The 20,058-nt window shown below is 66.5% G+C and carries 19 protein-coding genes; 5 read left to right on the top strand and 14 right to left on the bottom strand.

Annotated features, from left to right (window positions below; genetic code table 11):
• Positions 1-34: 34 nt before the first annotated feature.
• The 3 genes from pstA to LTH93_RS10160 all read right to left on the bottom strand — a co-directional run bounded on the left by pstA (position 35) and on the right by LTH93_RS10160 (position 2,970).
• Positions 35-961, bottom strand: a complete 927-nt coding sequence (gene pstA / locus LTH93_RS10170) for a phosphate ABC transporter permease PstA (protein WP_241470887.1) — start codon at positions 959-961, stop codon at positions 35-37.
• The gene (pstC, locus tag LTH93_RS10165) at positions 958-1,914 is read right to left on the bottom strand and encodes a phosphate ABC transporter permease subunit PstC (RefSeq protein ID WP_241470886.1); all 957 of its coding nucleotides are present in this window, start codon (positions 1,912-1,914) and stop codon (positions 958-960) included. Before pstC ends, pstA begins: the two co-directional genes overlap by 4 nt.
• An 81-nt stretch (positions 1,915-1,995) precedes the next feature.
• Positions 1,996-2,970 (bottom strand): phosphate ABC transporter substrate-binding protein PstS family protein, encoded by a 975-nt coding sequence (locus LTH93_RS10160; protein ID WP_241470885.1) that lies wholly within the window; start codon positions 2,968-2,970, stop codon positions 1,996-1,998.
• A 275-nt stretch (positions 2,971-3,245) separates the two neighbouring features.
• Between LTH93_RS10160 and LTH93_RS10155 the strand changes: the two genes are divergently transcribed.
• Entirely contained in the window at positions 3,246-4,391 is a 1,146-nt protein-coding gene (locus LTH93_RS10155) for an FUSC family protein (RefSeq protein WP_241470884.1), read from the top strand.
• Between the two features lie 112 nt (positions 4,392-4,503).
• On the opposite strand, the gene LTH93_RS10150 is transcribed toward LTH93_RS10155, so the two are convergent.
• From LTH93_RS10150 to LTH93_RS10130, 5 genes are all read right to left on the bottom strand, one after another.
• On the bottom strand, positions 4,504-5,433 hold the full coding sequence (locus tag LTH93_RS10150; RefSeq protein WP_241470883.1) for a hypothetical protein: 930 nt from the start codon (positions 5,431-5,433) through the stop codon (positions 4,504-4,506).
• Between the two features lie 302 nt (positions 5,434-5,735).
• The gene (locus tag LTH93_RS10145; protein WP_241470882.1) at positions 5,736-6,242 is read right to left on the bottom strand and encodes an amino-acid N-acetyltransferase; all 507 of its coding nucleotides are present in this window, start codon (positions 6,240-6,242) and stop codon (positions 5,736-5,738) included.
• A 65-nt stretch (positions 6,243-6,307) separates the two neighbouring features.
• Positions 6,308-6,997: a hypothetical protein gene (locus LTH93_RS10140; RefSeq protein ID WP_241470881.1), complete on the bottom strand. Its 690-nt coding sequence runs from the start codon at positions 6,995-6,997 to the stop codon at positions 6,308-6,310.
• 35 nt (positions 6,998-7,032) lie between these two features.
• The gene (locus tag LTH93_RS10135; protein ID WP_255727471.1) at positions 7,033-7,557 is read right to left on the bottom strand and encodes an arsenate-mycothiol transferase ArsC; all 525 of its coding nucleotides are present in this window, start codon (positions 7,555-7,557) and stop codon (positions 7,033-7,035) included.
• On the bottom strand, positions 7,557-7,904 hold the full coding sequence (locus tag LTH93_RS10130) for an ArsR/SmtB family transcription factor (protein WP_241466336.1): 348 nt from the start codon (positions 7,902-7,904) through the stop codon (positions 7,557-7,559). The genes LTH93_RS10135 and LTH93_RS10130 overlap by 1 nt, the downstream gene beginning before the upstream one ends.
• Positions 7,905-8,062: 158 nt before the next feature.
• On the opposite strand from LTH93_RS10130, the gene arsB reads away from it, so the two are divergent.
• The 3 genes from arsB to LTH93_RS10115 are packed head-to-tail and all read left to right on the top strand — an operon-like array spanning position 8,063 to position 10,752.
• Entirely contained in the window at positions 8,063-9,190 is a 1,128-nt protein-coding gene (arsB, locus tag LTH93_RS10125; protein ID WP_241466337.1) for an ACR3 family arsenite efflux transporter, read from the top strand.
• 36 nt (positions 9,191-9,226) lie between these two features.
• Positions 9,227-9,637, top strand: a complete 411-nt coding sequence (locus LTH93_RS10120) for an arsenate reductase ArsC (RefSeq protein WP_241466338.1) — start codon at positions 9,227-9,229, stop codon at positions 9,635-9,637.
• Between the two features lie 59 nt (positions 9,638-9,696).
• Entirely contained in the window at positions 9,697-10,752 is a 1,056-nt protein-coding gene (locus LTH93_RS10115; protein ID WP_241470880.1) for an A/G-specific adenine glycosylase, read from the top strand.
• Here LTH93_RS10115 and radA read toward each other — a convergent pair.
• Positions 10,744-12,168: a DNA repair protein RadA gene (gene radA / locus LTH93_RS10110; RefSeq protein ID WP_241470879.1), complete on the bottom strand. Its 1,425-nt coding sequence runs from the start codon at positions 12,166-12,168 to the stop codon at positions 10,744-10,746. The two genes, LTH93_RS10115 and radA, sit on opposite strands and share 9 nt — an antisense overlap.
• A gap of 101 nt (positions 12,169-12,269) precedes the next feature.
• Between radA and LTH93_RS10105 the strand changes: the two genes are divergently transcribed.
• Positions 12,270-12,728: a DUF3817 domain-containing protein gene (locus LTH93_RS10105; protein ID WP_241466341.1), complete on the top strand. Its 459-nt coding sequence runs from the start codon at positions 12,270-12,272 to the stop codon at positions 12,726-12,728.
• 119 nt (positions 12,729-12,847) lie between these two features.
• On the opposite strand, the gene LTH93_RS10100 is transcribed toward LTH93_RS10105, so the two are convergent.
• The 5 genes from LTH93_RS10100 to LTH93_RS10080 form a co-directional block, all read right to left on the bottom strand.
• A complete protein-coding gene (locus tag LTH93_RS10100; protein WP_241466342.1) occupies positions 12,848-15,364 on the bottom strand; it encodes an ATP-dependent Clp protease ATP-binding subunit in 2,517 nt (838 codons plus the stop codon).
• A 225-nt stretch (positions 15,365-15,589) separates the two neighbouring features.
• Positions 15,590-15,892, bottom strand: coding sequence for a histone-like nucleoid-structuring protein Lsr2 (locus LTH93_RS10095; RefSeq protein WP_036474614.1), 303 nt, complete (start codon positions 15,890-15,892; stop codon positions 15,590-15,592).
• Positions 15,893-16,145: 253 nt separating this feature from the next.
• Positions 16,146-16,334, bottom strand: a complete 189-nt coding sequence (locus LTH93_RS10090; RefSeq protein ID WP_241466343.1) for a hypothetical protein — start codon at positions 16,332-16,334, stop codon at positions 16,146-16,148.
• 79 nt (positions 16,335-16,413) lie between these two features.
• Entirely contained in the window at positions 16,414-17,943 is a 1,530-nt protein-coding gene (gene lysS / locus LTH93_RS10085; protein WP_241466344.1) for a lysine--tRNA ligase, read from the bottom strand.
• A gap of 109 nt (positions 17,944-18,052) precedes the next feature.
• Positions 18,053-20,053, bottom strand: coding sequence for a M13 family metallopeptidase (locus LTH93_RS10080; RefSeq protein ID WP_241470878.1), 2,001 nt, complete (start codon positions 20,051-20,053; stop codon positions 18,053-18,055).
• Between the last annotated feature and the right edge of the window lie 5 nt (positions 20,054-20,058).

Below are 20,058 nucleotides of genomic sequence, written 5' to 3'. Positions count from 1 at the left end.
GAGCAAGTCGTCAAGATGGAGGAGCGCGCGTGACTCACAGGTCGTAGCGAGAGTAGCGGTTGCGCAGCCAGATCGCGGCTGAGTTCATGATCAGGAGGATGGCGATCAGCAGGATCACACCAGCGGCCGCGAGTTCGCGGAACTCCGGCTGTGGACGTGAGGCCCACTGGAAGATCTGCACCGGGATCGCGGTGTAGGCACCGCTGAATGCGCTGTCCGGGTTGAAGGTCACGAAGGTCGTGGCACCGACGAGCAGCAGCGGGGCAGTCTCACCGATGGCCCGAGACATGGCAAGGATCGTGCCGGTGATCATGCCGGGGACCGCGACCGGGAGCACCTGATGCCAGACCGTCTGCCATTTGGTGGCGCCCATGCCATAAGACGCCTGGCGGATCGAGTCCGGCACCGCCTTGAGCGCCTCGCGGGAAGCGAGGATCACCGTGGGCAGGACCAGCATCGCCAGAGTGAGCGAGCCGGCGTAGGCCACCGGCCCGAAGGCGAAGCCCTCACGGACCACGTAGGCCAGACCCAGGATGCCGAAGACGATGGACGGGACCGCAGCGAGGTTCTGGATGTTCAGCTCGATGAACCGATTCCACCAGCGTTCGGTGTCCGCGTACTCCTCCAGGTAGACAGCCGCGGAGATACCCAGAGGGACCACCGTGACGAGCACACCGACCATGAGGATCACGGTGCCCCAGATCGCAGACTGCATCCCCGACGTCTCCGGATTCAGCGTGGAGGGCATCTGGGTGATCAGGTTGAGGTCCAGACGGGAGCGGCCCATCCACGCCGAGTGGATGATCAGCGCCAGCAGCGTGGCGAAGGCGATCACGATGCAGAGGATGAGCACATACTTGAACAGCTCTTCCTTCCAGATGCCCTTGCGCTTGCCCATCGCGATGCGGCGAGTGGTCTCGCGGGCCGCTGTTGACGCCTTCTCGGCGCGCGTGCTCATCATTCGTACTTCTCCCGGAATCGGCGGACGAGGGCGATGGAGATCATGTTCATCACGAAGGTCATGGTGAACAGCAGGGCACCCACTGCGAAGATCGTGAAGTAGACATCGGTGCCGGTGGAGATGTCACCGGTGGCGGTGCGTCCGATGAAGGCCGTCATCGGCAGCACCGACTCGTTGGGCATCAGGGTCATGTTGGGACTGGCACCTGCTGCCAGCAGCACGACCATCGTCTCGCCGATGGCCCGCGAGACACCGAGGACGAAGCCCGCGACGATGCCGGAGAGGGCTGCCGGGACGACGACCTTGGTCGCGACCTGCATGCGCGTGCTGCCAAGCCCATAGGCACCTTCTCGCAGTGATCGCGGCACTGCGGACATAGAGTCCTCTGCAATGGACGCGACGGTCGGGATGATCATGATTCCGAGCACGATGCCGGCGGCTCCAGCGGAGAAGATCCCGGGCGGATTTCCCAGATCACCCGGCAGCCACGTGGGCCAGTTCTCACGCAGCAGCGGAGTCACGAAGGTGAAGGCGAAGATGCCATAGGCGACGGTGGGGACGCCTTCGAGCACCTCGAGGATCGGCTTCAATACCTTCCGGGCACGCCGACCGGCGAACTCGCTGAGATAGATCGCGGCACCCAGTCCTGCCGGAAGCGCGACTATGAGCGCATACATGGTGACGTTCAGCGTGCCGACGACGATGTTCCAGACGCCGAAGCTGGGGGTGGCCAGCGCCGGCGCCCAGGTGTCGGTGGAGAAGAACTCTCTGAAGTCGACCCGGCTGAAGAATTCAGGCAGCGGCGAGAACAGGGCCAGCACGATGCCGACCGTGATGATCACCGAAGCGACCGCGCAGAAGGCAAGCCAGAATTGGATCAGCTTCTCGCCCCAGCGAGAGGACTGCGCGACCAGGACCACACTTGGCCGGTCGGTTCGCGTCGTAGTGCTCACCTTGCTCCTTCTGCTGTGAAAAACGTGAAGAACGGAGGCTCGGAGCCCTGGACGGGCACCGAGCCTCCGCAGTGGTGTGGATCAGTTGCCAGTGAGCTCGTCCACTTTTTCCTGGGCCTCTGCGGCCTGCTCCTCAGTCAGCCCGATGAAGTTCGCAGATTCCGCGAGGGCCTCGTTGTTCTCAATCGTGAAGGCCAGGAATTCCTGGACCTCGGTGCGCTCGAGCGCCACGTCAGAGGGGTACATGAACAGCTGGCGACCCAGGGGGTTGTAGCTGCCGTCCTGGACCGTCTCGAAGGCGGGCTCCACGCAGTCGCCCTCTTCATTCTCGATCTCGAGGGTCCTGATCGGCTCAGCCTCAGCTTCGACGGTGTAGGAGAGCGGGACGAAGGCCATCGCGAACTCGTTGCCGGAGGTGCCGGTGATGGCGGCGAAGTCGTCCTCACCGATGTCGTTGTAGTCGGAGCGGATGTTGCCCTCTTCGCCGTTGATCTCTTCGGTGAAGAAGTCAAAGGTGCCCGAGTCGGTTCCGGGGCCGTAGAGCTGAATAGCCTCATCCGGGTAGGAAGGATCTATGTCGGACCAGTTGGTCGCTTCGGAATCCTGGTTCCAGATCTCGGAGAGCTCATCGACCGAGACACACTCGAGGAAGTCATTCTCTTCGTTGACGATGACGGAGAGTGCGTCATTCGCCACACCGAGCTCCTCGTAGGAGATTCCCGCTTCATCACATAGCGCGATCTCCTCGTCGGAGATCGAGCGGGAGGCCTCGGAGATGTCGGTCTCGCCGCGGCAGAAGCTCTCGAAGCCGCCACCGGTGCCGGACGTGCCGACCGTCACCTGGACATCGGGGTTCTCCTGCATGAAGGTCTCAGCTGCAGCCTCGCCGAAGGGCGCCACAGTTGACGAGCCGTCGATGACGACCTGGCCTGAGGCCCCGTTGCCGCCCTCTTCGGTGCCAGTCTCAGCTTCGCCCTCTTCTCCGCCGTCGCCACATCCGACCAGTGCCAGGGTTGCAATGGACAGGATGGCCGTTGAACGACCAAAAGTTCTCATCTTCACGGGTATGCCTCTCTGAGTGATTCATCAAGCGCGAGGAAGCGCCGTTTTTCAAGCCTTGTGAGGTTCTCCGCGGATGCCTCCGGCGAACCTCGAATCACATTAGGAGGGGCAAGTGACAGTGGGCCGCTCAGCAGGTGGCCAAGGTGCCCACTTAAGATGAACGCTCGGTGAACTGGCGCGCCTCACCGGTGTGTCCTGCGCCACACCGGAGGCCGGGAAGATGTGAGGTCCTCGTATCCCCGGGACTGGTCGCGGCCTACACTCATGGGGTGACGACCGAGCGCTCCACTCCCCCACTGCTGGCCCGTGCGCGCCGCTTCACGCAGCGCAGAGTCAAGGTCGGTGCCCGCAGGATGCGACGCTCGGTGATCCCTGCGCTGCAGATGACCGTGGCCGGCGTGGGTGCCTACACGATTGCTGAACGGGTCCTGGGCCACGACGATCCGCTCTTCGCGGCCATCGCTGCGATGATCGCGCTGGGCTTCACCAAAGAACCACGGATGCGCAAGGTCCTCGAGGTCAGCGTGGGCTGCACCTTGGGCATCCTCATCGGTGACCTGCTGCTGCACCAGCTCGGCTCGAACCTGGGCACCGCCACGCTGGTCCTCTTCCTCTCCATCATGTTGGCCCGATTCCTGGACTCAGGACCGGTGCTGGCCATGCAGATGGGCCTCCAGGCCCTCCTGGTGGTGCTGATCCCGCCCCCCGAGGCAGCCGCACTCGGCCCGTTCACGCGCAGCCTGGACGCCATCGTCGGCGGTGCGGTGGCGCTGGCGATCACGCTGCTGACCCCGAAGGATCCGCGCCGCGAGCCGATCGCTGAGCTCAAGAGCGTGGTGGACGCGATGACCGCCTCGCTGCGCGACGTCGCCGAGGCGGTGCGGAACTCAGACTCGCGCCAGGCCTGGCACTCGCTGATCCGCTGCCGCGGCCTGCAGCCGCAGATCGATGAGCTGCGCAATGCGGTGCGTTCGGCCAAGGAGCTGACAGTCTTCTCCCCCGCCTACCGCAAGCACCGCCACTACGTCCGGCACATGGCCGAGGTCGCGGACCACGTGGACCTCTCGGTGCGCAGCATGCGGGTGGTGGCACGCCGGATCATCAGCACCGTGGACCACGCCACACTCACTGACGAAGCGGTGGCGAACCTCTCGGCGGTGCTGGACGAGTTCGCCGACGGCTCGCTGCTGCTCTCCCAGGCAGTGTCTGAACCTGGCTCGGCCTACACGCGCCGGATGAACACCGCCCAGGAGGCACTGTCCGCTCTGGCCCAGCGGCTGCACCCGAAATCGCTGGGCATCGGGACGCTCGAGGGTGAGACGGTGGTGCTGCTGCTGCGCACGCTGGTGGTGGACATGCTTCAGGCGACAGGGGCCAGCCACGAAGACGCCACCGAGCAGCTGCCCGAGCTTTGAGGCCCCGCCAACCAGGTGTCACCTACGTCGTGACTCAGGTCGGCTAGTTCCACACGCGGATGAATGTGCACGCTCAGACATGGCCTGGTCGCCGGGGGTGAGACTGTCGCGCTCAGCCAGGGCCGCCTTCCTCGTCGACGAACCACAGGCAGTCTGGCCCCGGCTGGCACCACTGCCCGGCCCGATGTGGCTCCAGCGGCGCGAGCACGGGGAGCGAGGCGCGTTCCATCACGGTGAGTCTGGGCGCCTCCCCGGAGGGCAAGGGGCAGCTGGTCTCCACGAGCACAGGTTCGTCGAAGGAGAGACCGATCTCGGCTGGGACTGGCCACACCGCCGACTTCCAGAGAGCACATGCCTGGATGAGGGTCTCCTCCGCACGGCTGCTGCGCACCTCCTGTCCGGTGTCGAGCGTGTACACGATGTCCGTGCCGGTCACCCGAATGCCGGTCACCGGGTTCTCCGCAGCGCCGGGCCGGATCATGTCCGTGTAGTCACCGATCGGATCTCCGACCAGGCTCTCGCCGACCGGAAGCGCCAGGCACTGCTCGTCCGCGGCCGCGCACTGCACGATCGGCCCCCGCTCTTCGGGGTCCCACGGCTTGATCGCGACCACCTCGGTGCTGTCGTAGCCTCCGGCGTACCAGATCACCGGGTCGCTGATCGTCAGCAAGCCCAGGACCAGAGGCTCATCCCCCAGGGCCAGGGCCTGGGTGTCGGCCTTGAACGGGCCCGATCCCTCGCTGTCCTGGATGTCGCGGCGTTGCACCACCTGTCGGGTCACCGCACTCTCCCCGTCCAGCTCGAACGTGACAGTGTCGTCCTCGATCCGCACCACGACACGCTCCGCGCCGTCGGCGCTGAGAGCGGCGTAGCCTCCCGGGATCCCCTCAGACCCCTCCTCGGCCCACTGCTCCGTCGTAGGGAGCAGCGCGCCGTACACCCCGTCATCCACCGCGTGCAGGTACGGCCGCCCGCAGCCGACAGAGCCTGCCCCCAGGAGCAGCACCGCAGCTGCCGTCCATGTCACCCATGCTCGGTCCATGATGTGCCGCCTTCGTCACAAGCACCCTAACCGACGGTGGATCAGTGGCGAGAGGGTCTGCGTCTCCCAGACCCGGTACGGCGGCGGTTGATGCGACGTTCATGGCAGGTGAAGCGGCTGCAACCCTTCTCGTCCACAGTCGGAGCCATGACCTTCGTCAACGTGGGCCCCCTCGGCGCGGCCCCTGGCGAGCGAGACCTTCTCGTGGAGATCCTGACACGGTCGCAGCGCTGATCGCATCCGCGCCAACATCGGAACGAGTCCTGCCAACCAGGTGTCATCGACGTCGTGACTCAATACATCTAGAGCTGCAGGATCATCCTGGTGTTGCCCAAGGTGTTGGGCTTGACCCGGGCGAGGTCCAGGAACTCCGCGACACCTTCATCAGGTGAACGCAGCAGCTCGGTGTAGACCTCCGGATCCACCGCCGCCTGGTCATCCATGATCCCGAAGCCGTGCCGGGTGAAGAACTCCACCTCGAAGGTCAGGCAGAACACCCTGCTGACACCGAGGGCGTGGGCACGAGCCGTGAGCTCTTTCAGCAGTCCTGAACCCACTCCGTGACCCCGACAGCGGGAATCGGTGGCCAGGGTGCGCACTTCGGCGAGGTCCTTCCACATCACGTGCAGGGCGCCGAACCCGATCAGGGCACCGTCCTGGGCTTCGGCGACGACGAACTCCTGGATCGCCTCGTAGTAGGCGACGGCCTCCTTGTGCACCAGCACGCGCTGATCCACCAGGGGCTCCGCCATGTCCATGATCGCGGCGACATCGGCGGTGCGCGCCGGCCTGATGATGAAGGAACCCATCGGCACAGTCTAAGCGCGGACGCAGAGCCAGGCGGGCCGCGCATCGCGGACTGCAATTGAGTCGATCAGCCCTCGTTCAGGGTGAAGTCATGCGGCTCCGAACGGATGCCGCTGAGGCTCACGGTCAGCTGATAGCTGCCGGGATTCAGCGCGATCGGCTCTGCGCAGTCCTCGGCTGAGTCTGAGCGTGGCCACGTGAAATGCGCCTGCTCCACCTGGCCCGGCTCCAGCTGCACCGGAAGCGACTCTCGGGAGACGGAGCATTCGGCGGTGGAGAAGACGGTGGCTCCGGCGTGCTCGACCAGGAACTCCTGCTCCGCCGTACCCAGGTCAGCCTCACAGGCGTAGTCGGCGGTGTTCTCCACCTCCATGACCAGCCTGGGGGCGTAGCCAGGTCCGTAGGACTCTGAACCGGTGGATGCCCGAACCTCAAGATCGCCGGTGCGGCAGCTGCCATCCTCGGGAGGCTGGTCCTGAGGCGCCTCCGCCTCGGGGTCCTGGCCGTCGGCGTCGGCGGAGTCCTCGGAGCCTGGCGGCGAGTCATTCTGGGACCCTGGATCTGAACCTGCCTCGTCCTGCGCAGCGGCACCCTCAGCGGCCTCCTGCGGATCGGCCTCGTCCGTGTCCTGGCCCCCGCCCATGGCGAGGCCGGTGAGCCATCCTGCAAGAACCAGCAGCACCACGGCGAGCACCCCGACCAGGATGCGTCGGCGCCTGTACACCTCGGCAGACTGCCGCCTTCGCTGGGAACCCATGGCCCCAGGTTAGCGGAGGAGACTGGCGCTGTTTCTCAGCCGAGCAGGCGTTCCCTGAGCTCGCGCACGCGCAGGTGGATGTCATCGCGGACCAGCTCCATGCGCTCCCGCCCTTCGATCCCGCGGCTGCTGGGCTCATCGACCTCCCAGCGTTCGATCTCAACACCCTCCAATGGCTCCACTTCAGCTTCGGCACCGATGATCACGACGTGCCCAGCCTCACGCATCGCCTCCGGGGTCAGCTGGGTGGGAGTCTCTCCGGCGATGTCGGCCCCGATCTCCGCAAGCACCTCTGTCGAGAGCGCATTGACCTTCGAACCCGGCCGCGTGCCGGCCGAGGAGACGACGACGGCGCCCTCGAGTCCCGCCGCAGCGAGGTCCTGGCGCATCAGCCCGGCGGCCATCTGAGATTTGCCGCCGTTCTTCACGCACACGAAGAGCACCGCTGGCTTGTCGGCGCGCTCAGTGGAGTGCGCCACCGGGGCGACCTCCTCCTCTGCGCCGCGCACCGGCTGATCCGAGGGTCTCGTGGAGTTCTCCGGGGTGGTCGTCTCGCGCATCAGTGTGCGGTCCTTTCGGTCATGGAGTTGAAGAGGTCCTGCAGGGCGCCGGGCACCACCGAGTAGTAGGACCAGGTGCCGCGCTTCTCACGAATGAGCAATCCGGCATCGACCAGCACCTTCAGGTGGTGGGAGACGGTGGGCTGGCCGAGGCCGAGCGGCTCGGTGAGGTCGCAGACGCAGGCCTCCCCGGTCTCCTCGGCGGCGATCAGGGTGAGCAGCGTGATGCGATTCGGGTCCGCGAGCGCCTTGAATCCGACGGCGAGCTCGGCGGCGCCCTCTGGGTCCAGCGTGACGCTCTCCGCCAGGGGCGCCTGCGGGGGCGTGCAGTCGATCTGGGTGATCATCGCTTCTCCTCGAGGGTTCGTCATCGGTCTTGGGAGCAGTGCTCCGAGCTCTATCGTCCCAGCCTGCCCCCATGGCGAACGTCACATGGATTGACATGCATCGATGTTTCTGACGATACTCGGGGCATCGAAGTTTGTCGATCTTCCCAGGAGTGTTTGTGAGCCAGTCTGCCCCACCCGTCCCGGACCCCTCGGCCGTGGTGGCCAAGCTCTCGGTGCTCGATCGCTTCCTCCCCGTGTGGATCATCGCGGCCATGGGGCTGGGACTGGCGCTGGGCGCCGTCGTCCCCCAGGTGGGTGTGGCGATGGAGTCCATGGAGGTGGCAGGCGTCTCGCTGCCGATAGCCATCGGACTGCTGATCATGATGTACCCGGTGCTGGCGAAGGTCCGCTACAACGAGACCGGCCGGGTGCTCTCGGACAAGAAGCTGGTCGTCACTTCGCTGCTGATCAACTGGATCCTCGCACCGGCCTTCATGTTCGTCCTGGCCTGGGTCTTCCTCGCCGATCTGCCGGAGTACCGCACCGGGCTGATCATCGTCGGCCTCGCCCGCTGCATCGCCATGGTGCTGATCTGGAACGATCTGGCCTGCGGTGATCGTGAGGCTGCTGCGGTGCTGGTGGCCATCAACTCTGTGTTCCAGGTCTTCATGTTCGGCGTGCTGGGCTGGTTCTACCTGCAGGTCCTGCCGGGCTGGCTCGGGTTGGAGACCACCTCGGCCGAGTTCTCCATCGTTGCGATCACGGTCTCGGTGCTGGTCTTCCTGGGCATCCCGCTGCTCGCCGGGTACCTCACCCGCACCCTGGGCGAACGAGCCCGGGGTCGCGAATGGTACGAGGCCAAGGTCCTGCCGAGGATCGGCCCTTGGGCGCTCTACGGCCTGCTCTTCACGATCGTGGTGCTCTTCGCGCTGCAGGGCGAACAGGTGCTCAGCAGTCCGATGGACGTGGTCCGGATCGCCGTCCCGCTGCTGGTCTACTTCGTGGTCATCTTCGCCGCCTCGATGGTCATCGGTTGGATGCTGCGGATGGGCTACGAGCGCACCACCACACTGTCCTTCACCGCGGCCGGCAACAACTTCGAACTCGCCATCGCGGTCTCCATCGCCACCTTCGGCGCCACCAGCGGTCAGGCCCTGGCAGGAGTCGTCGGCCCGCTGATCGAGGTCCCGGTGCTGGTCGCGCTGGTCTACGTGGCGCTGTGGGCGCGCCGGTTCTTCATCGGATCGAACATCCCCGCCAAGCAGGAGAGCCCGATCGCTGCAGCTGCCCCACACAGTCTCTGACCCCCACTGTTCTCACAGCTTCTCGGAAGGAACACCATGAGCACCCCCAGGCCCACCGTCCTCTTCGTCTGCGTCCACAACGCTGGGCGCTCGCAGATGGCCGCCGGATTCCTCCGCGAGATCGCCGGTGATGCCGTAGAGGTATTCTCCGGCGGCACGGCGCCGAAGGAGTCGCTGAACCCCATCGCGGTGGAAGCCATGGCGGAGCTCGGGATCGACATCTCGGAGAACACACCTGAGAAGCTCACCGATGATTCGGTGAAGCAGTCCGACGTGGTCATCACCATGGGCTGCGGGGACGAGTGCCCGTTCTACCCGGGCAAGCGCTACGAGGACTGGAAGCTCGATGACCCGGCAGGGCAGAGCCTCGAGAAGGTCCGGGTGATCCGCGATGACATCCGCACCCGCGTGCGCCAGCTTCTCGGCAGCCTGAACGTGAAGGTCTGAGCTCAGCCGGTTCCACCAGCTGAGCACGGCGGAGGCCGAGATTCTCTAGACTCATGGCGATGACACCCGCCGCCGAGTCTCCCGCCAGCGCCACTCCCGCGAGCCCTCCTGCTGCCGCTCGGGACGGCTCCGTCCGTCCCGACGTGGGCTTCACGCCCGAGCCCACGCTGGTCCATGACCGTGTGATCGAGTGGTTCGAGGACAACGCCCGCCCGCTTCCCTGGCGTGAGCCCGGCTGCACCCCCTGGGGCGTGCTGGTCAGCGAGATCATGCTGCAGCAGACCCCGGTGGTCCGGGTGCTCCCTCGCTGGGAGTTCTGGATGAAGCGCTGGCCTCGCCCGGCTGACCTCGCTGCGGCGCCGACCGCGGAGATCCTCACCGCCTGGGACCGGCTCGGCTACCCACGCCGCGCACTGCGACTGCAGGCCGCCGCGGCGGCCATGGTCGAACGCCACGGCGGGAAGGTGCCCAGCGCTGCGACGGAGCTGCGCGCATTGCCGGGAGTGGGCGAGTACACCGCCGCCGCCGTGGCCTGCTTCGCCTTTCAGGAGCCCGAAGTTGTGGTGGACACCAATATCCGACGAGTCCACGCTCGAGCCTTCACCGGACACGCCCTGCCGGGCAAGACCTACACCTCCGCGCAGCGCCGGCTCGCCCAGGAGCTGATGCCCACCACCGATCACGACGGCGGCGCCACCGCCTGCGCCTGGAACGCCTCGGCCATGGAGCTCGGGGCGCTGATCTGCACCGCACGTGCGCCACAGTGCCAGTCCTGCCCGGTGGCTGACCTGTGTGCCTGGCGTGCCGCAGGATCGCCACCGCCCACCGCGGAGCAGCAGACCCGCGGCCAGGCCTGGGCGGGCACAGACCGTCAGGTGCGTGGCGCGATCATGGCTGTGCTGCGCACGGGCCAGACCGTGGAGCGCACGGAGCTTCTCGCCGGACTGGCGCTGCCCGAGGCCGCGGAAGAACAGCGGAGCCGGTGCCTGGACTCGCTGCTGCGCGACGGGCTCGCCGCCGCCGATGAAGGGCTGATCAGCCTTCCCGGTGGGCTGGGCGCCTCCGCGCCTGTCCTTGCCGGAACTGCCGCCAGAGATTCTGCAGGCTCAGCCTGACCGGCCGCCGTCGAGCACCAGGTTCAGCGCCTCGGCCAGTGAGCCGACCTCGCGGACCCGCATCCCCTCCGGGGTGGCGTCCTTCTCCGTGCCGGTGGATCTGCGCGGGACGATCGCATGGGTGAAGCCCAGCCGCTGGGCCTCCTCCAGTCGCTGACGCAGACCCGGCACCGGGCGCACCTCCCCAGCCAGGCCCACCTCCCCGAAGGCCACGAACCGGTTCGGCAGCGGCTTCTCCAGCGCCGCGGAGGCCACCGCCAGAGCGATGGAGAGATCAGCCGCGGGTTCAGTGATCCTGACCCCGCCCACTGTGGCCACATACGCCTCGGACTTCATCAGCGCGGTGAGCTTGGCGCGACGCTGGAGCACTGCGAGCAGCATCGAGACCCGGGGAGAATCCAGGCCGGAGACCGCACGGCGGGGCTGGGCCGCCTGAGACTCGGCCACCAGGGCCTGGACCTCTGCGGTGAGCGGCCTGCGACCTTCCAGGGTGATGGTGATGCAGGTGCCGGGGACGCGTTCGGTCATCGCTGAGACGAAGAGCCCGCTGGGGTCCGCCAGCGAGGTCAGGCCGTCCTCATTGAGATCGAAACAGCCCACATCATCGGTGGGACCGTAGCGGTTCTTCACCGCGCGCAGCAGCCGCAGCCGGGAATGTCGCTCCCCTTCGAACTGACAGACCACATCCACCAGGTGCTCGAGCATCCGCGGCCCGGCGATGCTTCCGTCCTTGGTCACATGCCCCACCAGGATGGTGGTCATGTTCTTGCGCTTGGCCGACTCGATCATCGAGGCGGTGACCTCGCGGATCTGGGTGACGCCGCCGGGGGCGCCGTCGACCTCGGCCGAGGAGAAGGTCTGCACCGAGTCCATGATCGTCAGCTGGGGTGAGAGCTTCTCCACCTGGCCCAGCGCCTGGCCCAGATCGGATTCGGCGGCGAGGTAGAGGCCGTCGGAGATCGCGTCGATGCGTTCGGCGCGCTTCTTCACCTGGGCTGCGGATTCCTCACCGGTCAGGTAGAGCACCGGGGCATCGGGGTGGGCGCGGGCCACCGCGGAGGCCACCTGCAGCAGCAGCGTGGACTTGCCGACGCCGGGCTCGCCGGCCATCAGGATCACCGCGCCCGGGACGAGCCCTCCGCCGAGCACCCGGTCCAGCTCCCCGATGGAGGTGGGACGGAACTCCGCCTCGGAGGCATCCACCTCGTGGATCACCCGGGCCGGCTGAGCAAGCTGGCTCGCCGCCGTCGTTCTGGCAGTGACCTGGCCCTTCTCCTCCACCGAGCCCCAGGCCTGGCACTCCGGGCAGCGGCCGACCCACTTGACGGTCTGCCAGCCACATTCAGTGCATTCAAACGCCGGGGATCCCTTGGACCGGGACTTCCCCGTACTCCGTGACGCGGTGCGAGTTGCCATGGTCCCTACGTTACCGCCGGGCACAGACACATTTCGGCGCACCCCGGTCACAACCCGTACGATGCTCGGAGCCCCCATCCCCCTTTCGACTCAGGAGACCTGTGTTCCGCTCCCCCAAGATGTTCTTCCGCGTGCTGGCCTTCGCCGAAGCCGTCTCCTGGACCCTGCTGATCGGCGGGATGATCCTGCGCGCGACCAACGGCCTGGACATCGCGGTGAGCATCGGCGGCGGCATCCACGGCTTCGTGTTCCTGGCCTATGCCGCGACCGCAGTGATCGTGGCGAAGAATCAGCGCTGGAGCGCCGGCCCCACCTCGGTGGCGGTGATCAGCGCGGTGATCCCCTATGCGACGATTCCGGTGGATCTCTGGCTCAAGCGCAGCGGCCGGCTCGAGGGGCCCTGGCGCACGGCGCTCACCGAAGATCCGCGGGACAGAAGCTGGCATGACCGCGCACTGCGGGTGCTGCTGAACCGGCCCGGACTCGTCGGCGGGGTGCTGAGCGCCGGGGTCGTCATGCTCTTCGTGGTGCTGCTGATCATCGGCCCGCCCGGGGGCTGACAGCCCCGGAAGGCCCGAGAGCTTCAGCGTTGCAGGGACCCAGACATGAGTGAAGCGCCGCCGGATGATTCCGACGGCGCTTCACTCATGTCTGGGTCAGCGCTGGCCGACCCGAGGGATCAGCTCTCGATGGCGGCGGGCTCTTCTGACGCCTCGATCTGATCCTGCGGCTCGTGCCACTCGAAGGTGAGCTTGCGCTCCTTGCCTTCACCCTCGACGCCGATCTCGATGCCGGCGCCGTGGGGGATCTCGCCGTAGAGGATCCGCTCGGAGAGCTCGTCCTCGATCAGGGTCTGGATGGTGCGGCGCAGCGGCCGGGCACCCATCGCCGGATCGTAGCCGGTCTCGGCGAGGAACACCCGAGCGGGCTGGGTGACCTCAAGGGTCATGGCCTGCTCGGCGAGCCGTGAGCGCAGCCTGTTCACGAAGAGGTCCACGATCTGGACGATCTCCTCCTGCTTGAGCTGCGGGAACACGATCGTGTCATCGACACGGTTGAGGAACTCGGGCCGGAAGTGCTGGCGCAGCTCCTGGCTGACCGTGGCCTTCATCCGCTCGTAGTTGGTCGAGGTGTCCCCACTGGAGGTGAAGCCGGTCATCACGTTCTTGGAGATGTCCCGGGTGCCGAGGTTGGTGGTCATGATGATCACCGTGTTCTTGAAGTCCACGGCGCGGCCCTGGGAGTCGGTCAGTCGACCGTCCTCGAGGATCTGCAGCAACGAGTTGAACAGGTCCGCGTGGGCCTTCTCGACCTCATCGAAGAGGACCACGGAGAACGGACGGCGACGCACCTTCTCGGTGAGCTGACCGCCCTCCTCGTAGCCCACATAGCCTGGAGGGGCGCCGAAGAGCCGGGAGACCGTGTGCTTCTCGGAGAACTCGGACATGTCCAAGGTGATGAGGGCGTCTTCGTCGCCGAAGAGGAACTCGGCCAGGGACTTGGCCAGCTCGGTCTTGCCGACGCCGGTGGGCCCGGCGAAGATGAACGAGCCCGAGGGCCGGTTGGGGTCCTTGAGCCCGGCGCGGGTGCGGCGGATCGCCCGGGAGAGCGACTTCACCGCCTCGTCCTGACCGATGACCCGCTTGTGCAGCTCCTCCTCCATGCGGCGGAGGCGATCGGACTCCTGCTCGGTGAGCTTGAAGACCGGGATGCCGGTTGAGAACGCGAGGACCTCGGCGATCAGATCGGCGTCGACCTCGGCGATCTCGTCGATCTGGCCCGACTTCCAGGCGTCTTCCTTGGCCTGGCGCTCTTCGACGAGCTTCTGCTCCTTGTCACGCAGGCTGGCAGCACCCTCGAAGTCCTGGGCGTCGATGGCGGATTCCTTCTCCCGCCGGACGTCTTCGATCTTGCCGTCGAACTCCTTGAGCTCCGGCGGCGCGGTCATCTTCTGGATCCGCAGCCGGGCGCCGGCCTCATCGATCAGGTCGATGGCCTTGTCCGGGAGGAAGCGGTCGTTGATGTACCGGTTCGCCAGCGAGGCGGCGGCTTCAAGCGCCTCCTCGGTGATGGAGACCTTGTGGTGGGCCTCGTAGCGGTCGCGCAGTCCGCGCAGGATCTGCACGGTGACCTCCACGGAGGGCTCCTCGACCTGGATCGGCTGGAAGCGACGTTCCAGCGCGGCGTCCTTCTCGATGTGCTTGCGGTACTCATCGAGCGTGGTCGCGCCGATGGTCTGCAGCTCACCGCGGGCGAGAAGCGGCTTCAGGATGTTCGCGGCGTCGATCGCACCTTCGGCGGCGCCTGCACCGACCAGAGTGTGGATCTCGTCGATGAACAAGATGATGTCACCGCGGGTGCGGATCTCCTTGAGCACCTTCTTCAGGCGCTCCTCGAAGTCGCCTCGGTAGCGCGAGCCGGCCACCAGGGACCCGAGGTCCAGGGTGTAGAGCTGCTTGTCCTTCAGCAGCTCCGGCACATCGCCGTTGACGATGGCCTGGGCCAGGCCTTCGACGACGGCGGTCTTGCCGACGCCGGGCTCACCGATCAGCACCGGGTTGTTCTTGGTGCGGCGGGAGAGCACCTGCATCACGCGCTCACGCTCGTAGTCACGGCCGACCACCGGGTCCAGCTGCGCTTCGCGGGCGGCGGCTGTGAGGTTGCGACCGAACTGGTCGAGCACCACGGATCCGGCCGGGGTGCCCTCGTTGGCGCCGCCCTGTCCGACGCCGGCGCCTGCCTTCTCCTGGTTGCCCCCGGAGTAGCCGGAGAGCAGCTGGATGACCTGCTGGCGGACCTTGTTCAGGTCGGCGTTCAGCTCCACGAGCACCTGGGCTGCGACACCCTCGCCCTCACGGATCAGGCCCAGCAGGATGTGCTCGGTGCCGATGTAGTTGTGGCCCAGCTGGAGCGCCTCGCGCAGCGAGAGCTCCAGGACCTTCTTGGCGCGCGGGGTGAAGGGGATGTGACCGCTCGGCGCGTTCTGGCCGGGTCCGATCTTCTCCTGCACCTTTTCGCGCACGCCGGTCAGTGAGATGTCCAGCGACTCAAGGGCCTTGGCCGCGACACCCTCACCTTCGTGGATCAGGCCGAGCAGAATGTGCTCGGTGCCGATGTAGTTGTGGTTCAGCATGCGTGCCTCTTCTTGGGCAAGCACAACCACGCGCCTGGCGCGATCAGTAAATCTCTCGAACATAGCCACAGACACTCCTAGCGTTGGTGCTCTGCCTCAAGGCTACGGGCATCGCGCGGTCTAGTCGCCGCTGTTCGCCATAGGGAAAAGTTCTGCCTGCTCCGACGGCTCCCCGGAAGGGTCGCTGCGCCGGGCACGAGCGAAGCCCGGCCGCAGCATCATGCTGCGTCCGGGCTTGAGGCCAACCTCGGTCGGTCGTCTTCGCAGCACCGCAACGGGTGCGCAGAATCAGCGCTTCTTGGCGTTTCGGTAGGCCTCTACGATGTCGCGGTGCAAGCGACCTCGGCTGGAGACCTGATATCCGTTCTTCACGGCCCAGTCACGAATCTGACGGGCTTCATTCTGCGGCGAGGGCGGGGCGATGGCCCGACCCTTGCGGATGTACTTCTTCAGCGTCTCGCGAAGCTCCTTGGCGTGCTCTTCGCTGAGGTCAATCTCATAAAAGCGGGAGTCCAGCCCAAATGTGACCGTCTCCTTTGCTTCGCTGCCGTCAAGATCATCGACGAGAACCACTTCTACCTTCTGGGCCATCTCATACACCTCACTGCTCACTCACACGCCGAGACGCAATGGGCCTCATCTCGCTCGGCGCATTTCTCGCTGCGATAGATCAAGAACGATCTATGTGAAGCCAAGTATTTCAAGAAATACAATTCACGGTCAAGCTGGAGAGATTGTTACTTTTTCGGACCCGGAAGATGATTCTCATATGGAACCAGTTTCTCGGCTGGAGACGGCCATGACAGCGCCATGAGAATCATGGATCCGGCAGCAGATCAGGTGTTCAGCTGTGCGGGCCAGAAGTCGGCTCATCGCGCTGAACTCCCTGCTGAGAGGCCTCTTCGCGCACCTGAATCTCGGCGGCGCGCTCATTCCGATCAGCCCGGAAGATGGCGCGGATAGCCAGCCAGAAGACCAGCCCGACGCCGATGGAGGGGGCAAGAACTTCGAAGTACGTCCAGAAATTTTCCATGGAATTCCTTGCTTACATTCAGGTTAAAAAACTGTCGCTGCCATTGCTAATCATGCTACGTCTTTGCGCGGCATGACGTTCACGCCTGCGCTTCAGGTTTCAGCAGCGGGAAGAGGATCGTCTCGCGAATACCGGTGCCGGTGAAGAGCATCACCAGGCGGTCGACGCCCAGACCGATGCCCCCCATCGGTGGTGCACCATATTCCAGGGCCCGCAGGAAGTCCTCGTCGTGCTGCATGGCCTCGTCGTCACCGGCGGCCGCCATCCGGGCCTGTTCCACCAGGCGTTCCCGCTGCAGCACGGGGTCCACCAGCTCGGAGAAGGCGGTCCCGCGCTCCATGCCCCCGATGATCAGGTCCCAGGCCTCGATGACGCCGGGCTTGTCTCGGTGGGCGCGGGCCAGCGGCTGTGCCGCAGGCGGGTAGTCACAGACGAAGGTGGGCTGGATCAGCGTGGGCTCGACGATCTCGGCGAAGAGCTCGATCACCAGCTTCTGCGCGTCCCAGGCCGGGTCCACGGAGACCTCGCGTGCGGCCGCGACGGCGCGCAGCGTCTCGGCGGGAGTCTCAGGAGTGATCTCCTGCCCCACGGCCTCGGAGAGGCCCGGGTAGACCGAGACCCAGGCCCACTCGCCGTCGAGGTCGATGACGCCCTGATCCGTCGGGATCTGACGGCTCGCCCCGGCGGCATCTGCTGCATTCAGAATCATCTCGCGCATCCGCTCGGCCATGACGTACATGTCCGCCCATGCCTCATAGGACTCCAGCGTGGTGAACTCCGGGGAATGCGTGGAGTCCACACCTTCATTGCGGAAGACCCGGCCGATCTCGAAGACCCGATCGATGCCGCCCACCACGGCGCGCTTGAGGTAGAGCTCGGTGGCGATGCGCAGCGTCATGCCCTGATCAAAGGCGTTGAGATGGGTCTGGAAAGGCCGCGCCTGGGCGCCGCCGTGGATCAGCTGCAACATGGGGGTCTCCACCTCCACGTAGCCGCGTCCGTGCAGGGTCTCGCGGAGGGAGCGGGTGATCGCGGCACGACGGAAGACCATCTGCCGCGCCTCGTCCCGCACGATCAGATCCGCGTAGCGCTGACGCACCCGGGTCTCCTCGTTGAGCTCCGCGTGGAGCACCGGCAGCGGCCGCACGGCCTTGGAGGCGATCTCGAAGGAGCTCGCCATGATGGAGAGCTCCCCGCGGCGCGAAGCGATGACTTCACCGCTGACCCGGACATGGTCACCGAGATCCACGAGCGACTTCCAGTCGGCGAGCGCGGCCTCCCCCACCTCGGCCAGGGAGATCATCGCCTGCAGCCGGACTCCGCTGCCGTCGGGGCCGCCCTCCTGCAGCGTGGCGAAGCACAGCTTGCCGGTGTTGCGCACGAACATCACGCGACCGGTCACCGCCACCGTCTCGCCGGTGGAGGCCCCGGGCTCCAGGTCCGGGAAGCGCTCCCGGACCTCGCTCAGCGAGGCGGAGCGCTCGACGTTCACCGGATAGGGCTGGACCCCGGCGGCGAGCAGGCGCTCACGCTTGTCCAGGCGCACGGCGCGCTGGTCGTGGGTGTCAAGGTCATTGGCGCCGGAGGCGGCGGAATTCTGGGCAGTCACAGTCGGCCATTCTACGTGCCGTGCGCCCTGCCTGAATCGCGGCGGCAGTCCCGTCGCCCCGTCGCTCCGACCGGGCCGAGGCAGCCCTCAGGCAGCCTGGGCCCCGCAGTCACCAGATGGTGACGCGCTCCCGCGGCGACAGGTACATCCCGTCCCCGGGCTGGGTCTCGAAGGCGGAGTGGAAGGCGTCGAGGTTCTTGACCACCTGGGTGGCGCGGAACTCGGCGGGTGCGTGCGGATCGATGCTGATCAGCGTGACCGCCCGCTCGGGGCGGGTGAGGTTCCGCCAGGCCTGCGCCCAGGCGAAGAAGAACCGCTGGTCAGCACTGTAGCCCTCGACGTCGGCGGCCTCAGCCCCCTGTGCCTGCAGCCACACCCGGTAGGCCTTGTGCGCGATGCCGAGCCCGCCGAGATCACCGATGTTCTCACCCAGGGTCAGCTCGCCGTTGACCTTGTGCTCCGGCGCCTGGGAGGGGGTGAGTGCGCTGTACTGCTCCACCAGCTTCGTGGTGCGCTCCTCGAAGGCGCTGCGGTCAGCCTCGGTCCACCAGTTGCTCAGCGAGCCGTCGGCGCCGTAGCGGGACCCCTGGTCGTCGAAGCCGTGTCCGAGCTCATGGCCGATGACGGCCCCGATGGCGCCGAAGTTCTGCGCCATGTCCCGCTCGGCGGAGAAGAACGGGAGCTGCAGGATCGCGGCCGGGAAGCAGATCACGTTCTCCAGCGGCGAGTAGTAGGCATTGACCGTCTGGGGGTGCATGTGCCACTCGTCGGGGTCCGGTCCCTCGTCGAGCTTCGTGATGTCGCGCTCCCATTCGAACGCCGCGGCACGGCGGACGTTTGCCACCACATCGGTCGGGTCCACGTCGACGCGGGAATAGTCGATCCAGCGCTCAGGGAAGCCGACCATCGGCTTGAACGCGTCGAGCTTCTCCAGCGCGCGGCCCTTGGTCTCCTCCCCCATCCAGCTCAGCTCGCTGATGGACTGGCGGTAGGCCTCGATCAGCGCGCTGATCAGCTCGTCCATCGCGGCCCGCGCCTGAGGCGGATAGTGCCGGGCCACGTAGATCTGCGCCACGTCCTCACCCAGGTGGGCGTTGGTCAGCGCGACCCCGCGCTTCCAGCGCTCCTTGAGCTGCTGGGCTCCGGAGAGCCGCTTGGAGTAGAAGTCGAAGTTCTCGTTCACCAGCTCTTCGTGGAGCAGCGGGGCCGCCCAGCGCAGCAGCTGGACTCGCAGCCAGAGCTTCCAGGTGCGCAGCGGCTGCTGAGTCAGCGCCGCCTGCATCCCGGGGAGCACGTCGGGCTGGGCGAGCACGAGCTGCTCGGTGTGCCGCGGCTGCAGCCCCCAGCCGGCGAACGCCTCGCGCAGCAGCGGCATGAAGGTCTCGGCCTCGTCGTCGGTCACCAGGTTGTAGCGCTTCTGCGCATCACGCAGGGTCACCTTGTCCCAGTGCTCGGCGGCGATGACACCTTCGAGTTCGACGACGGCGGCGGCGGCGTCCGCGGCGTCGTCGACTCCGCTGAGCTCAAGCACCCGGACCAGGTGGTCCTGGTACGCCGCCAGGATCTCGGCCAGCTTCTCGTCGCGGTAGTAGGACTCATCGGGCAGACCGAGTCCGGACTGCATGACGTGCCAGAGCATCCGGGTGGGATCTCCGGCGTCGCGCATGGACCCGGCGACGAGGAGCCCGTCCACGCCCTGGCGCTGCCAGGCGGCGGAGAGCCGAACCAGATCCTCCACGCTCCGCACGGACTCCAGCTGCTCCAGCATCGGCTCGATCGGACTCAGCCCGCGCCGCTGAGCGGCCTCGGCATCCATGAAGGAGGTGTAGAAGGCACCGATCCGGGCCGGGACGGCCTCCGCGGCGGCGTCGAGCTGCTCCGCCTTGATCTCTCCGGCCGCGGCCTGCTCCAGGATCTCCCGGACATCAGCCTCGGCCTTGTCGCGCAGCTCATGGAAGGACCCGTAGGCGTCCATGTCCGCGGGGATCTCGGCGGTCTTGAGCCATTCACCGTTGACGTGGCGCTGCAGGTCGTCCTGCGGGCGCACGTCATGATCGATGTACGGGAAGGAGGCGGGTGCGTTCGGGCTGCTGCTCGCGGTATCGGTCATGGTTC

The sequence above is a fragment of the Nesterenkonia sp. DZ6 genome, assembly GCF_022565835.1.
GTDB lineage: Bacteria > Actinomycetota > Actinomycetes > Actinomycetales > Micrococcaceae > Nesterenkonia.
This window is presented reverse-complemented; position numbering and strand designations above follow the sequence as displayed.